Source organism: Sphingobium trunci (genome assembly GCF_022664535.1).
Lineage (GTDB): Bacteria > Pseudomonadota > Alphaproteobacteria > Sphingomonadales > Sphingomonadaceae > Sphingobium.
Genome location: NZ_JAKUJY010000020.1, coordinates 68,177 through 82,915 on the forward strand (window position 1 = coordinate 68,177; position 14,739 = coordinate 82,915).

10 protein-coding genes are annotated in these 14,739 nt (G+C 65.0%); 1 reads left to right on the forward strand and 9 read right to left on the reverse strand.

The genetic code is table 11. The features are described from left to right. On the forward strand, positions 1 to 3,177 hold the full coding sequence (locus MJ601_RS16305) for an efflux RND transporter permease subunit (protein ID WP_242128315.1): 3,177 nt from the start codon (positions 1 to 3) through the stop codon (positions 3,175 to 3,177). A gap of 62 nt (positions 3,178 to 3,239) precedes the next feature. Here the strand turns inward: MJ601_RS16305 and MJ601_RS16310 are convergent, their stop codons facing one another. The 9 genes from MJ601_RS16310 to MJ601_RS16350 form a co-directional block, all read right to left on the reverse strand. Next, positions 3,240 to 4,217, reverse strand: a complete 978-nt coding sequence (locus MJ601_RS16310; protein ID WP_242128317.1) for a site-specific integrase — start codon at positions 4,215 to 4,217, stop codon at positions 3,240 to 3,242. Positions 4,218 to 4,311: 94 nt separating this feature from the next. Further along, positions 4,312 to 5,535 carry a dipeptidase gene (locus tag MJ601_RS16315; RefSeq protein WP_242128319.1) on the reverse strand — a complete coding sequence of 408 codons (1,224 nt, stop codon included), beginning with the start codon at positions 5,533 to 5,535 and terminating at the stop codon, positions 4,312 to 4,314. A gap of 91 nt (positions 5,536 to 5,626) precedes the next feature. After that, on the reverse strand, positions 5,627 to 7,978 hold the full coding sequence (locus tag MJ601_RS16320) for a hybrid sensor histidine kinase/response regulator (RefSeq protein WP_242128321.1): 2,352 nt from the start codon (positions 7,976 to 7,978) through the stop codon (positions 5,627 to 5,629). Continuing rightward, entirely contained in the window at positions 7,971 to 9,464 is a 1,494-nt protein-coding gene (locus tag MJ601_RS16325) for a hypothetical protein (protein ID WP_242128323.1), read from the reverse strand. Before MJ601_RS16325 ends, MJ601_RS16320 begins: the two co-directional genes overlap by 8 nt. Beyond that, positions 9,461 to 10,900, reverse strand: a complete 1,440-nt coding sequence (locus MJ601_RS16330; protein WP_242128325.1) for a glycosyltransferase family 2 protein — start codon at positions 10,898 to 10,900, stop codon at positions 9,461 to 9,463. Before MJ601_RS16330 ends, MJ601_RS16325 begins: the two co-directional genes overlap by 4 nt. Continuing rightward, a complete protein-coding gene (locus MJ601_RS16335) occupies positions 10,897 to 11,874 on the reverse strand; it encodes a HEAT repeat domain-containing protein (protein WP_242128327.1) in 978 nt (325 codons plus the stop codon). Before MJ601_RS16335 ends, MJ601_RS16330 begins: the two co-directional genes overlap by 4 nt. A gap of 3 nt (positions 11,875 to 11,877) precedes the next feature. Continuing rightward, positions 11,878 to 12,996, reverse strand: coding sequence for a YaiO family outer membrane beta-barrel protein (locus MJ601_RS16340; RefSeq protein WP_242128329.1), 1,119 nt, complete (start codon positions 12,994 to 12,996; stop codon positions 11,878 to 11,880). After that, positions 12,993 to 13,367, reverse strand: a complete 375-nt coding sequence (locus MJ601_RS16345) for a response regulator transcription factor (RefSeq protein ID WP_242128331.1) — start codon at positions 13,365 to 13,367, stop codon at positions 12,993 to 12,995. Before MJ601_RS16345 ends, MJ601_RS16340 begins: the two co-directional genes overlap by 4 nt. Before the next feature lie 186 nt (positions 13,368 to 13,553). Further along, entirely contained in the window at positions 13,554 to 14,642 is a 1,089-nt protein-coding gene (locus tag MJ601_RS16350; RefSeq protein WP_242128333.1) for a helix-turn-helix transcriptional regulator, read from the reverse strand. Positions 14,643 to 14,739 lie beyond the last annotated feature (97 nt).

A 14,739-nucleotide genomic window follows, 5' to 3' on the forward strand; every position in this document is an offset into this window, starting at 1 on the left:
ATGATCGCCCCTATCGTGAACTGGGCGGTCAGAAGGCGCTGGCTCGTCCTGCTGCTGACCGCCATCGCTGCCCTGATCGGCGGCTTCGCGCTCTACCGGTTGCCGATCGACGCGGTGCCGGACATCACCAACAATCAGGTCCAGATCAATGTCCGCGCACCCGCCCTGTCGCCCGAACTGGTCGAAAAGCAGGTGGCCTTTCCGATCGAGACGGCGCTCGCCGGGATTCCAGGGCTGGAATATAGCCGCTCGTTGAGCCGCAACGGTTTCGCGCAGGTGACGGCGGTTTTCACCGAAGCCACCGACATTTATTTCGCGCGCCAGCAAGTGGGCGAGCGGCTGGCCGGAGTCGCCGAAAATCTGCCCGACGGCGTTACGCCGGAAATGGGACCGATCGCCACCGGGCTGGGCGAGGTCAGCATGTGGACCGTTCGGCTGGAGCATCGCGGCGACGACAGGCATCTGCCCGGCGAGCCGGGGATGCAGCCCGACGGCAGCTACATCACGCCCGAGGGCGAGCGGCTGACCAGCGAAACCGACAAGGCGACCTATTTGCGCACGGCGCAGGACTGGATCGTGGCGCCGCTGCTGAAGAATGTACCGGGGCTGGCGGGGATCGATTCCATCGGCGGCTATGCCAAGCAATATCTGGTGGTGCCCCATGTGCAGCAACTGGCGGCGATGAAGATCAGCCTGCCCGATCTGGGCACCGCGCTCGAGCGAAACAACGGCAGTGTCGGTGGCGGCTTCGTCGATCGCAATGGCGAGGGACTGGCGGTGCGGGCCGATGCCCTGATCCGCAATGCCAATGAATTGTCGCGCATCGTGATCGCCACGCGTGAAGGCGTGCCGATCACCCTGGGGCAGGTTGCCAGCGTCCGCACGGGACAGGCCGTGCGCATGGGTTCGGCCTCCGAAAACGGCACGGAGGTCGTGGTCGGCACCGCGATCATGCGGATCGGGGAGAATAGCCGCACCGTCGCCACGGCCGTCGCCGACCGGCTGAAGGCGATCAACGCCTCCCTGCCGCCGGACGTCATCGTGCAGCCGGTTCTGGACCGGACCGATCTGGTCAACAGCACCATCGCGACGGTCGCGAAGAATCTCGGCGAAGGGGCCTTGCTGGTCATCGTCGTGCTGTTCCTGCTGCTGGGCAATTTCCGTGCGGCGCTGATCGCGGCGATGGTGATTCCGATCACCATGTTGATGACGGGCTTGGGCATGTTGCGCATCGGCGTGTCGGCGAACCTGATGAGCCTGGGCGCGCTGGATTTCGGGCTGATCGTCGACGGGGCGGTCATCATCGTCGAAAATGCACTGCGGCGGATGGCCGAATTGCAGCATCGGCAGGGGCGGCTGCTGGAGCGGGACGAGCGGCTCGACTGCGTGGCGGCGGCGGCGCGGGAGATGATCCGGCCGTCCGTCTATGGGCAGGCGATCATCATGCTGGTCTATGTGCCGCTGCTGACATTGAGCGGGGTGGAGGGCAAGACCTTCGTGCCCATGGCGGTGACGGTGATCATCGCGTTGGCCTGCGCCTTCATCCTGTCGCTGACCTTCGTACCGGCGGCCATCGCACTGTGGCTGTCGAAGCGGATCGAGGAGAAGGATGGACGGATCATGGGCTGGCTGAAGGCCCGTTACGAGCCGGGGCTGGAGCGGGCGATGCGGCGGCCGGGGCTGACCATCGGCGCTGGCGTCGGCAGCCTGGCGGTGGCGGCGCTGGCCTTTGCCGCTTTGGGGCAGGTGTTCCTGCCGCAACTGGACGAGGGCGACCTGCTGATCCAGGCGCTGCGCATACCGGCGACCTCCGTGCAGCAGAGCCAGGCGATGCAGGCGCCGATCGAGCGGATGATGGCACGCCAGCCGGAGGTGAGGTTCGTCTTTTCCAAGACGGGCACGGCGGAACTGGCGTCCGATCCCATGCCGCCCAATGCGACCGACATGTTCGTCATCCTGAAACCACGTGCGCAATGGCCCGATCCGCGACTGGACAAGGCGGAACTGGTCGAACGGCTGGAAAAGGAGTTGGGACGGTTTCCGGGCAATGCCTATGAGATCACCCAGCCGATCCAGATGCGTTTCAACGAGCTGATCGCGGGCGTGCGCGGCGACATTGCGGTCAAGGTGTTCGGCGACGACTTTGCCGCCATGACCGCCACGGCGGAGAAGATCGCGGGCGTGCTGCGGCGGACCCAAGGTGCGGCGGACGTGAAGGTGGAACAGACGGCTGGCCTTCCGATGCTCGACATTCGGGTCAATCGCGATGCGATGGCACGGCTGGGCGTGACCGCGCAGGATGTGCAGGATGTCGTCACCGCAACCATCGGCGGGCGGGAATCCGGCATGATCTTCGAGGGCGATCGCCGCTTTCCCGTGGTGATCCGCCTGTCCGACGCACAGCGGGCCGATTTTGCGCAACTGGCGCAGGTGCCGGTGCCGACGCCCGGCGGGCAGTTCGTGCCGCTGGCCAGTGTGGCGGATATCCGGATCGTCGATGGTCCCAACCAGATCAGCCGCGAAAACGGCAAGCGGCGGGTCGTGGTGCAGGCCAATGTGCGCGGGCGCGATATCGTCGGCGTGGTGGAGGATGCGCAGGCGGCGATCGCGAAGGAAGTCCGGCTTCCGGCGGGCAGCTATCTGGTCTGGGGCGGGCAGTTCGAAAATCTCGCCTCGGCGCGGGAGCGGCTGCAACTGGTGATCCCGGCCTGTTTCGCGTTGATCCTGTTGCTGCTCTATGGAGCACTCGGGTCGGTGCGGGACGCGGCGATCGTGTTCACCGGCGTGCCGCTCGCGTTGGTCGGCGGGGTGCTGGCACTGTTGCTGCGGGGGATGGATTTCTCCATCTCGGCGGCGGTGGGCTTTATCGCCCTGTCGGGGATCGCTGTGCTGAACGGGTTGGTGATGCTGTCCTCCATTCAGCAATTGATGCGATCCGGCATGGATAGGGCGGAGGCGGCGCGGATCGGGGCGCTCCAGCGATTGCGGCCAGTGGTGATGACGGCGCTGGTGGCGAGCCTGGGTTTCGTTCCCATGGCGCTGGGGACCGGCGCTGGAGCGGAGGTGCAGAAGCCGCTGGCGACGGTGGTGATCGGAGGGCTGATCTCCGCGACGCTGCTGACGCTGTTCGTTTTGCCGACGCTTTATGCCCGTTATGGGCGGCGGGCAGAGGCATAGCCGCAAGGCGGGAGGGGGCCGCGCTCTCCCGCCTCGCCACATTGGCCTGTTGCCTGACGCTGCTACAGGAAGCGATCGCCCGCATGGTCGCGGAACAGTTCGGCGTCGCGCACATATTCGGATAGAACCTGGACCGACTTGTGCCTGCTCACGTCCCGCATCTTGAAGATGCTGGCCCCTTGCCGCGCCGCTTCGGTCAGGAAGCCGGAGCGTAGCGAATGGCCCGCGAATTTCGACGGATCAAGGCCAGCCTCCCCGGCGCAGCGTTGCACCAGCCGGGCAACGGCCCGATCCGACATGGCATCTTTCGTCAAGGCTCCCGCCCGTGTCAGCCTGCGGAAAAGGGGGCCTTCGTCATGCCCCGCCGCCGCCATCCAGGAAAGCAGCAAGGCCTTGGGGCGGATGCGGCGTCCCTCGGGAATGGCGATGACGGCTCCTTGGCCTGTCTGGTCGGTCTTGGAATGCCCGATCAGCAGGCGGAGGCCGTCCGTTGTCAGTTCGACATCGTTCACCGCCAGCGCCACCAGCTCCGAACGGCGAAGGGCGGCGGCCATGCCGATCGCCAGCACCGCCCGGTCGCGCATGGCGCGAAGATCGTCGCCCTCGATCGTGCGCAGCATGTCGCGCAGCGCATCGGCATCGGCGGGTTTCTTACGCTCCTTGCGGGTGCCGATGGCCTTGCGGATCCCCGCGACCACTTCCTTGAGAGCGCCCGCGCCGGGCTGCTGTTGCGGTGGATCGAATCCGGCCTGCCGATGGTGATAGCCGATCGCGGCGAGGCGCCGGGTGATGGTGGGCGTCTTGACGCCGGCATCGGCCTCGCTCGCGAGGAAGGTCGCCACGATGGCGGGCGTGGCAGGCCGGCTTTGCAGGCCGCGCTGTTCGCACCAGGCCTGGAAGATCCGCCAGTCGGATGCATAGGCGCGCTGCGTTGCGGCTGATCGCGAGGCGCGCGCATAATCGGCGGCACGTTCGACCTCCGCGCGCAGGATATCGGGCAATGTGCCTTGATCGGCGGGAACCGGGAGACGCTGAACCATGAGCGCCACCTTATGCCCCTTTCACTGCAGGATGCAATGTCCGAGAATATAAATTATCGGACACAATGTAGAGGGGAAGGGGGCGGGCTCCGCCTCACTTCCCCTTTGCCGCTTCGGCCGCCGCCAGCACGCGCAGCACATTGCCGGACCAGATTTTCTGGATGTCGGTCTCGCTATAGCCTGCCTTCAGCAAAGCAGCGGTTATCTTGGGCAGATCGACGACATCTTCCAGGCCGACGACACCGCCGCCGCCGTCCCAATCCAGCCCGATGCCCACATGATCCGGCCCGACGACCTTCAATGCATGGAGCATATGGGCCATGAAATCGTCGAAGGTCGGCCTGTCCGTGTCGGGATAGAGCCGGTCGATCTCCCGCCGTCTGGCGAGCAGTTCGGCCCGCTTTTCAGGCGTCAGCTTCACATCTTCCTGCATCTGTCCGGCCAGCGCCTTGAACGCTTCCTGTCGAGCCGGATTGGGTTTGGACGCGCGCAGATAACCGCCATAGGCGTTCATCTGGATGACGCCGCCCTTGGCCGCCAGCGCGCGCAGATGGTCATCATCGATATTGCGGGGATGATCGTAGACCGCCTTGCAGCCCGAATGCGTCAGCAGCACCGGCGTGGTCGACAGCGCGAGCAGATCGTCCAGCACCTGATCGCTGCTGTGCGACCCGTCGGGCACGATCCCCAGCCGGTTCATCTCCTTGAGCAATTCCTTGCCCAGCGGGCTGAGGCCGCCATAGCGCGGCTTCTTCGACGGGTCGGTGGAACTGTCGGCAAACTGGTTGTGCGCGAAATGGGCAAAGCCGGATACCCGCACCCCCATGTCGTAGAAGGTCTTGAGCAGCGACACATCCTCGCCCAGCGGATAGGCGTTTTCGATCGACATATAGACGATCCGCTTGCCCGCCGCGGCAATGGGCGCGGCATCCTTCGCCTCCAGCGCCAGTTGGAAGTTCGCAGGGTCCGATGCCACCATTTCCCGGATCGACATGCCCCGCAGGATGGCGAAGTCGCGCGCCTTGCGGAATCCTTCCTGCGTCAACGGTCCCTGTGGCGTGTAGATCGCCCAGAAGCCGCCATCCAGCCCGCCCTTCTTCATGCGGGGCAGGTCGACCTGGGTATAGTCGCTATGGACATCATGTCCCTCCTCGATCGACCAGCCGGGAAGGTCGAGCGAGGCAGGCGTATCGAGATGGCTGTCGAGCGTGACGAGCCGCTGGTGCAGTTGCATGACCGCCCTGGGAATCTGTTGCGCCTGAGCCGGACCAGCCAGAAGCGCGGTCAGCGCCCCACCCATCAACAGCATCGATCGCATCAATTCTCCATGGGACGAAAAGACCATGTGCATGGCATGCACCTGCTGCCCTTTGAGACGAGCCTGAGCGGAAAATCCACCATAAACCGCATCATTGCTGCCCATCCTGCCCGGCGGGTCGGTCCGAAGCCGCATCCCCGCACAATGTCAGGATTCTTTTGATCTCCGCCCGAACCGTGTCGTCCACCAGTCCTTGCGTTTTCAGCATGGTTTCGGCTGCCTCTGCCGCACTGCCCAGCAGGGTTTCTCCGAACATTCCCGCGGTACCGGCCATCTTGTGCAGTTCGCCCTGTGCCTGCTGCACGGCTTCACTGGACGGATTCGCCTGGTCCAGCAAATTCGTCAGCAGCGCGGTCAATTGCACCTTTCGTTCGCGAAAACGATCGCGCAGCTGATCGGTGAGGGGATCCCAGGAGTGTGCCGAGTCTGACGAAACCTCCTTGCCGGGCAGCCAGGTCTGCAAGGCGTCGCGCAGGTCGGCAAGACGCACCGGCTTGGCGAGATGTGCCTGCATTCCTGCATTCAAGGATGCATGAACATCCTCACCGAACGCGTTGGCGGTCAATGCCAGGATCGGCAGGGCCTGTGCCGTGACGCCATGGTCGCGGATCGCTCGCGCCGCATCCAGCCCGTTCATGACCGGCATCTGCATATCCATGAGCACGATGTCGTAAGGCGTGCCGTCCGCCTGGGCGCGCAGGACGGCTGCGACGGCTGCGGTGCCATCCGGCACGACCGTCGCGGCACAGCCGATGCGATGCAGCATTTCCCGCACCAGTTCCTGGTTGACGTCATGATCTTCCGCCACGAGCACATGCGCATCCTTGAACCCGCCGGGCAGTGGCCGGGCGGGTTGCGAGGGAGACATGTGCGTTGTCCTCTCACTCGCCTCCTCGAAAGGCAGGCGCAGGATGAAGCGGCTGCCCCGCCCCACTTCGCTTTCCAACGACAGGTCGCCGTTCATCAGCGTCACCAACTGGGCGCTGATGGCAAGACCAAGGCCGCTGCCGCCGAACTGCGCGGCCGTGGAAATATCGGCCTGAACGAATTTCTCGAAGATGGCGGCCTGCCGCTCCGGCGCGATGCCGGGGCCGCTATCCTCGATCAGGATCAGCAACCGGTCGGACTGATCCCTGCGCACATGCAGGGCTACGAAGCCCTCCGCCGTGAATTTGACCGCATTGCCGATCAGGTTGAGGACGATCTGGCGCAGCCGCAATCCGTCTCCCATCATCATGCGCGGCAGATCACCGGCTATGTCGCGGATCAGCTCCAGCCGTTTCTGTTCCGCGCTGGCCCGTACCAGATTGAGGCAGGCGTCCAGCGCGTGCACGAGATCGAAGGGTTCGTGCGCGATTTCCATCTGTCCCGCCTCCACCTTGGACAGATCCAATATATCGTTCAGCAGGCGCATCATGGCGCGGCCGGAATCGGCGATCATCTTGACCTGGTGATGCTGGCCAGGTGGAAGACCGGCACCCAGCAGCAGGTCGGCAAAGCCCAATATGCCGTTCATCGGCGTGCGGATCTCATGGCTCATATTGGCCAGGAATCCCGTCTTGGCGGCGCTGGCCATTTCAGCGGATCGCCGGGCGGAAATGTCCTCGACCACGCAGACGAAGAAATCCGGCGCTCCTGTAGAATCGCGTACCAGCGATACGGTCAGGTTGATCCAGACCACCCCGCCATCCTTGCGCAGATAACGTTTTTCATGGGCAAATTCGCTGATTTCTCCCAACAGCAGGCGCCCGGCCTGCCGGGCATCGACAGCATAGTCGTCGGGATGGGTGATCTGCCGGTAATCCAGGCCGAGCAGGTCTTCGCGGCTGTAGCCCGCTATTTCGCAAAATCGGTCATTGACCAGCAGAAACCGCCCTTCGGGCGAAGCATGGGCAAGGCCCACGGCCGCCTGTTCGAAGGTCGCCGCAAAATGCCGGGCCGCGTCGCTGTGCGCGGCGTTGGCAAAGCCGCTGATGATCGGTCCGGCCATCAGCCGCACAATGTCCAGGTCGGCGCGGGAAAAGGCGGCAACCTGATCGGAATAGACCTTCAGCACACCCACGGTCTCGCCATGATAGGGCAAGGGCACGATCATCATCGAACGGACACCCACCCTGCGGCAGGCGTCGCGGTCGACGCGCGGGTCGGTTTCGCTGTCGTGGCAGAATTGCGCTTCGCCGGTCGAGACGCAGGCTCCCGACAGGCTGCCGCTGAGGCGCAGGCGCAACCCGACCTGCCTGACCGACGTGCCGCTCGCCGCGCGATAGACGATTTCGTCGCCATCCCGCATTTCGACGATGGCACCCGTCGCGAGCGGAATGATGCGCAGCGCGCGCTCCACGACCTCATCGATGATCTGCTGGAAATCCGAGAGGGATTCCGTCACCGCCGCCTGCAGCGCCAGCATCTCGCGCAGCCAATCCGGCGCGGTCCTGTCATCCATTGGTCTTCCCCTCGACGGCGGCATCCCAGCCATGGACGCGAAATCCGGCGAAGCCCGGCCACCCGCCCAGAAGGGGCGTAATCGCTTGCTCCACTTGTGCCGCGCGTTCCGGAAAGCCGTGGAAGCTGATCCGGACCGGATCGGTCCTGTTCTCCTGCTGCTGGGCGAACATGGCATGATCGGGCGCGGATATTTCGGGTGAAGATAATAGCTCAGCGCCCGAATCGCTGAGTTTCAGCGTTCCGCTGTCCGCCCGGCGATAATTTCTGCTCGCCTCCATTGCGACAGGGCCGGTCTCGATCGCAACGCGGATTGGTGGACCGGACGTGCCCAGCCAGCTTTCGGCAGCGTCCAATATCAATTGCGGATCAGTGCGGTAGGCCATGACCACGATATCGCGGATCGAGGGTCTGATGCTGTCGATCGCGGCAAGGGCTTCGGGTGAACGCCGCATCCACCAGGGTACATCGACCGACACGGCGCCTTCCCAGGTCCGCGCGATGGCACGAACCGTCTCCGCCCATGCCCGCCATCCTCCGCCAGGATCTGCAGCGAAGCCCGGCAGCGCATAGGGTTCGATATCCAGTTCCAGAACCGGCCGGGTCGTGAGATTGGCATCGCACCAGTGACGAAGCCGGGTAAAGCGCGTCACCGCATCGCGCAGACCGGGGGGCGTCGCCATGTGCGGATCACCGTCAAGCAGTCGATAGCCGATCCCCCGCGCCGCGAGTGCCGCCGCCAGCCGGACAAGCGCCGCGTCCGGCTGGCGCGGCGCCTGAATGGCCAGCTCATTCCATCCTGCTGCCTGTGCCGTGCGCGCGAAGGCAAGGGGATCGTCATGCCAGTCCCGCTCCCGCCAGATCCAGGTCCCGCGCGGCGCGGAGGTCGGCTTCGCCTGTCCGGGAACCAGCATCACCGCCTCCAGTCGCGCCGATCCGCCCGCGGCAGGGCAGATCAGGACGAGCGTCTGTTCGCCCTCCAGCTTGGCCAGTGGCACCTGCACCTGATCGCTGGTCCAGATCGATTGTGCGGATGCATCTTGCCCCGGAGCGACCGCGGCAATCCCGATCGCGGCGCCGGTCTTGCCCGCCAGCCGCCACAGCCCGTGATAGGCCGCAGGCAGGCGCCGGTCGGGCCAGCGCAGGATGACACCGGCTGACGCTTTGCCCGCGCGGCACAGGATCGTCGCTCCACCGGCGCCGCGCTCGATCTGGGCCCGATCCTCGGTTCCGAAAGGACGAATGGCTGCCAGCGGCAGGATATTTTCGCCCAATGGCACCAGCAGCGGCGGGGACGGCGCGGCGGGCTGGTAGGGCGCCAGCGAGCGCGGCTGGAATATCCCCTCCTCGATCGTGCCTGTCAGTGTCAGTTGGTCCAATTCCCGCCAGTTCGCCACGACCGGTCCTTTCCAGATCAGCGTCTCCGCCGCTCCGGCGGGCGCGATGGCTGCCCATGCCGCGAACAGCCACGGCCACGCCCTTTTCATTGCCGGACGAATCCCGAACGCCCGGCGGCCGCCCAGCGATTGTCCTTCCGCAGGAAACGCCACATGCCATAGAGGCGGAAGGCGAGATTGGCCTGCCGATATCCCAGATTCTCGACCACGGCGGCGATGCCGATCATCGCCAGATCGCGTGCCTTCGGCGTCCGGCGCAATTGCACCTCCTCTAACGCCAACGTGCCGAGGCTGAGTGCCGTTCCGAACAGCACCGTCAGCGAAAAGAAGGCCAGCACGACCGTCCCCGATTCCACCCCCATCAGATAGAGCAGCGGAATGAGCAGATAGCCGAACAGTTCGCAGGGCGGCCCCAGCACATCCTCTATGACCAGCAGCGGCATGCTGACCAGACCGATCCGGCCATAGCGCGGATTGCCCAGCATGCGCCGATGCTCGACCACGGTCTCCAGCGCTCCCTGCTCCCAGCGCGCGCGCTGGTTGCGCAACCCCGTCCAACTTTCCGGCGCATCGGTCCAGCAGACGATTTCCGGCACGAAATCGATGCGATAGGGCTTTTTCTCCTCGCGCATGCGGCGATGGATGCGGGTCACGACCTCCAGATCCTCGCCCACCGTATCGTGGCGATAGCCGCCAATCTCGACCAGCGTGGCGCGGCGGAACATGCCGAAAGCGCCCGATATCAGCATCAGCATGTCCAGCCGGGCATTGGCGATACGCGCCGTCAGAAAGGCGCGCAGATATTCCAGGATCTGGAAACGCGGCAGCCAGTGCCCAGGCAGGCGGATTTCGCGCACATGGCCGCCCGCGACGACCGAACCGTTGACGATGCGGATCGCGCCGCCCACCGCCATGAGCGATCCATCGTCCGCCATGAACGGCTCTGCCGCGCGCAGCAGGCCGTCCGGCTCGATGATCGAATCCGCGTCGATCACGCATACCAGCGGCGCGGCGGCAAAGCCCAGGCCCGCATTGACGGCATCGGCCTTGCGTCCGTTCTGCTTGTCGATCAGGATCAGGTTCGGATAACGCGCCGATCCGTAAATGCCGTTGATCCGCGTCTTCTGAAGCTCGGCCAGTTGCTCCCGCTCGATCGGACGCAGATCGAACTGCTCGATCAGCACTTCCAGCGTGCGGTCGCTCGAGCCGTCATTGACCACGATCACCTCATGATCGGGATATTCGAGTGCCAGCAGGGCGCGTACGCTGTCTGCGATTGACAGTTGCTCGTTGAAGCAGGGCGCGATGACCGACACCGGCAGCGCCAGATCGGCATAGCGGGTCCACAGGTCATAGGAACGGCTGGCAGGCTTGATCCGGGTGACGAAGACCCGCGCCGCCAGCAGCAACTGGATCGTCGATACCAGATTGCGGACCCCGACCACCAGGAAGCAGAGCAGGCCCAGCGCGACGAGCGTCCCGACGCCGAGGTTGGCCGCCGCGGCAAGGACGTGGTCCAGCGTCATGCCGCCGCCTGCAACACCTGCACGGCCTGCTGCGCACGCAGGCGCACCCAGGGCGACGGGTCTTTCCGCAGGGCGGCCAGCAGCGGCAGAGCCGCGTTCAATTGCATGATCTGGCAGGCGCGAATGGCACGGGAACGGACGGGTGGCACGGGATCGTCCAGCATGCGCATGATCCAGCCCGCGCTGCCGGGATGGCCGAGCCGCGTCGCGGAATCGAGCGCGGCCAGCCGGACCGGCGGATGGGGGTCGGTCGATGCCGCCGACAGGAGCGGCAGGGCGGAATAATCCTCCGTCCAGCCGAGGGCGTCGATCACCAGCGCACGGACGGCAGGTGGCAAATGTTCGGACTGTGCGAGCGCCAGCAGCTCGCGGGGATGGCTGACGGCGATCAGCCGGAACAGGCTGCGATGCAGAGGCGTGATGCGTGCTTCATAAAGCGACAGCGCCTCGATCAGCCGTTCGGGCGCGGGCAGCGCGTCGAGTTGGGCCAGCAGGGAAGCGGCCTCGAGGCGGATGTCGATATGCGGACCGTCGTAAAGCAGGCCGAGCAGCGTATCGACCGCCTGCGCGCCCCCAATGCTGCCTAATATGCGCATCGCATCCACCTGCTGGCGGCGGCGCGAGCCATGCGCCCGGCGCAGCGCATGTCTGAGCAGGCCGTGGCTCTCCGCCAGCGCGATCAGCCGGTCCCGTTCGTCCCCCCGCAACAACTGGATCATCCGGCCGATTACGGCCAGCTTGTCGGCGGCGCGTGCCCGGCGAAAGGCGGGCGCGGCCAATATGTCTTCCCCGCCGCCGCCCATGACTTCCCGCGTCAGCGCCTTGATCATCGCGGTTCGTCTGGCATCCCCCCTTTCCGTGCGGTCGCGGCGGATCACCAGGAAGAGCAACAGCGCAGCCATGCCCAAAGCGCCGTAGAAGGAGATGAACATGGCAATCTGCGCGACATGCTCCGGGATTGGCATGATGGGCATGGGTCAGAACCCGAACTGAAGGCCGATCGACCCGCCCTTGCGCGTGTAGCTCGCCTGTCTGCGATCATAGTCCAGCCCAGCGCGCAGCCTGAGCCGGTCGGTCAGGGGAAGGGTACCGCCCACGAAGAGCGAATGAACCTGCCGGGTAATGCCGGCTTCTGTATCGGGATAGGTGGCGGCACCGCCGTAGAGGGTGACGCCTTTCGTGAGTGTGCCGTCGATCCGGCCCGAGACGCCGCTGCGATGCGTGCCCTGCTCGTCCCAAAGATTGATCATCCTGAGCGTGGCGCTGACGCCCAGCCGCGCCGGGGTCAGGCGGATGCCCGGCAGAAAGCTGGTGACCGCCACATCCCGATATTCGGCATGGCGCAGGTCCGCAAGCAGTGTCGCGAAGGGGGCGACGTCTGCCTCGATCCCGCCGCTGATGCCCCATTTCTCGCGAAAATTCGCATGAGGCGTCCCGGCCACCGCGACATAGGCATGGACGTGGGGGCCGAGCCGCTGATCGATACGCCCTTCGATGCGGGTATCGACGAAATTCTCGCGATCCTCCCGCTCGGCGGCCAGCGCCAGCGTGGTCCCCGGCCTTGCCCGGCCGTAAACGGCCAGCGTCGTGGTCGTCCAGTTCTGACCGGGCCGGTTGTCGAATGAAACACGGGAAAAACCCTGAGCGACCGCCAGGCCGAAGCCCCTGGTCGCGGAGGGCTTCGATTCGAGCTGGCGGCGGATCGCGGCCGCTTCGGCATCCTGCGGCGAGCGGCGTTCCATCTGCGCGACCATCGCCTCGGCGGCGGCGCGATCACCCGACCACATATAGGCGCGGGCCAGCGCGGCATCGATGTCGTTATCGTCCGGCGCCAGCGTCTGTGCCCGCTTCAATATTGCAATCGCCTGCGGATAATGTCCCGCAAAGGCGTGGGCGCTTCCCAGCAGGCGCAATATTTCGGGGTCGTCGGGAAAATCCCTGTCGGCCTGTTCCAGCAGGGCAACGGCACGATCTTCATCCCGATTTTCCATGGCGGCATGGGCAGCGGCGATCTGCACATCGCGGGATGCCGTCGCCGCAGCATGGGCGGTGGACGCCAGGGCCAGGGTCGCAATGCTGGCAAGCGCCGCCTTCACCGCGCCAACCGCGCCGATTTCAGGATGGCATTGACGCGCACGACCAGCTCGTCGGGAATGAATGGCTTGGTCAGATAGTCCCGCGCGCCGGAGGTCAGCGCTGCCATGACATCGGACTGGGCCTTGCGCGAGGTCAGCATGACGACGGGCAGGTCCGGCAATTCCTGGGTCACGGCGCGCAGCACGTCCGCGCCCGACATGACCGGCATCATCGCGTCCAGGACCAGCAGGTCGACCTCGTCCTGCCGGGCGGCCTCGAGCGCCGAAGCTCCGTCCTGCCGGATCGTTACCCTGTGTCCGGCCGCTTCCAGCTTGAAGCGGACCAGCTCGCCCAGAAGGTCATCGTCATCGGCAACCAGGATATGCGCCACTATCCTTCCCCTGAAACCTTGCGACCGTTGATGGGGCGCCCTTCCCAACTGCGCAAAATTTTCTTTTTTAACAATGAATAACGCGAATTTTACCCTCATTTCGCCGCAGCCTTGTCACGGACTGCCGGGCGGGGCCAATCGCCGCGCTCACTGGTGTCGGTTGCCAACGCTTCTTGCGCCGCGCCGTCACGCCAGCGCGAGCACGCTCGTCAATATGTTGCGCACAAGTTCGGCCTGGCCGCGCGACCCGGTCTTCGCATAGATTTTCTTGGAATAATGGCGCGCCGTCTCGACCGTGAGTCCCAGATCCTGCGCCGCCTCGGCAATCGTCATCCCCTGGGCGATGGCCCAGGCGAAGCGGGCTTCGCTGGGCAGGAGGCCAAAGAGATCGACCAGCTGATCGCACCGGTCGGCCTGCGACCAGCGGTCTCCGCTGATATAGGCGATGGCGACCGGCGGCGACTGGGCCGAGAGCGAACGATCCTGAATCGGGCGCACCAGCATGTCGATCAACGGGTCGCGGCTGAGATTGATCGCCCTTGGCTTACCCTCCGCATCATGGGCGAAGCTTTTGACCAAGGCCGTCAGTTCGCGGTCGATCGCTGGCGATGCCGGGGTCAAACGGTTGTAACGGCCGCGCCGCAACACGGTTGACCGTTGGAAAAGCTGCTCCAGATGGGGCGTCATGTCCAGGATGCGGCATTGGGCATCCAGCGTCAGCCAGCCGAAATTAAGGCGTCCGAATGCCTCCGAAGTCACGGAGGACCGGAATTTTTCCCGCTCATACGCAATGAAATTGCGCAGCGCGATGCGCAGATGGGGTGCAAGGGCGGTGAACAGGGCGCCAACGGCGGATCCCACTTCCCGTCCACCCGCGCAGGTCAGCCAGGCGTCGATGCCGCTGGGCTCGCTCACCCGCATCAGCCGCATGTTGGTGACGCCGATCCCCTTCAGAAACTCGTCGCGATAGGCCTGCTGAAACGCGTCGGCCCTGTCGAGCAATTCCTCCATCGTGTAGATGCGTCCCTCCCGCATCTGCCGGTAGGGCAAGGGGTCGCGTGCATATTTTTCGTCGAACAGCCGGCCCATCTGCCGGGACATGGCCGGTCCCGAATAGAGTTCGACGATCCGCTCCTCGTCGATCGGCCGGAACGCAAGGCTGACATAAGGCGCCCCTGTCCTCGCGCGGAGTTTTTCCAGAAACCCGTGCCAAAGGGGTTGCTCGAACATACCCTCATGGAGAGCCGCCAATAATCCACCATCGTCAAGCCGCATGGCTAATATGTATATCCTCCCATATGGGAGGTCCACCCCTTCCCCTCTTCTGCCATCAGGCCGTCACAAAATAAATGGGTGAACGATGATCGATTCG

Bases quoted from the DNA above. Each gene is read 5' to 3' on its own strand.
- MJ601_RS16305 (WP_242128315.1), top strand. From the start codon at position 1: ATGATCGCCCCTATCGTGAACTGGGCGGTCAGAAGGCGCTGGCTCGTC.
- MJ601_RS16310 (WP_242128317.1), bottom strand. From the start codon at position 4,217: ATGGTTCAGCGTCTCCCGGTTCCCGCCGATCAAGGCACATTGCCCGAT.
- MJ601_RS16315 (WP_242128319.1), bottom strand. From the start codon at position 5,535: ATGCGATCGATGCTGTTGATGGGTGGGGCGCTGACCGCGCTTCTGGCT.
- MJ601_RS16320 (WP_242128321.1), bottom strand. From the start codon at position 7,978: ATGGATGACAGGACCGCGCCGGATTGGCTGCGCGAGATGCTGGCGCTG.
- MJ601_RS16325 (WP_242128323.1), bottom strand. From the start codon at position 9,464: ATGAAAAGGGCGTGGCCGTGGCTGTTCGCGGCATGGGCAGCCATCGCG.
- MJ601_RS16330 (WP_242128325.1), bottom strand. From the start codon at position 10,900: ATGACGCTGGACCACGTCCTTGCCGCGGCGGCCAACCTCGGCGTCGGG.
- MJ601_RS16335 (WP_242128327.1), bottom strand. From the start codon at position 11,874: ATGCCCATCATGCCAATCCCGGAGCATGTCGCGCAGATTGCCATGTTC.
- MJ601_RS16350 (WP_242128333.1), bottom strand. From the start codon at position 14,642: ATGCGGCTTGACGATGGTGGATTATTGGCGGCTCTCCATGAGGGTATG.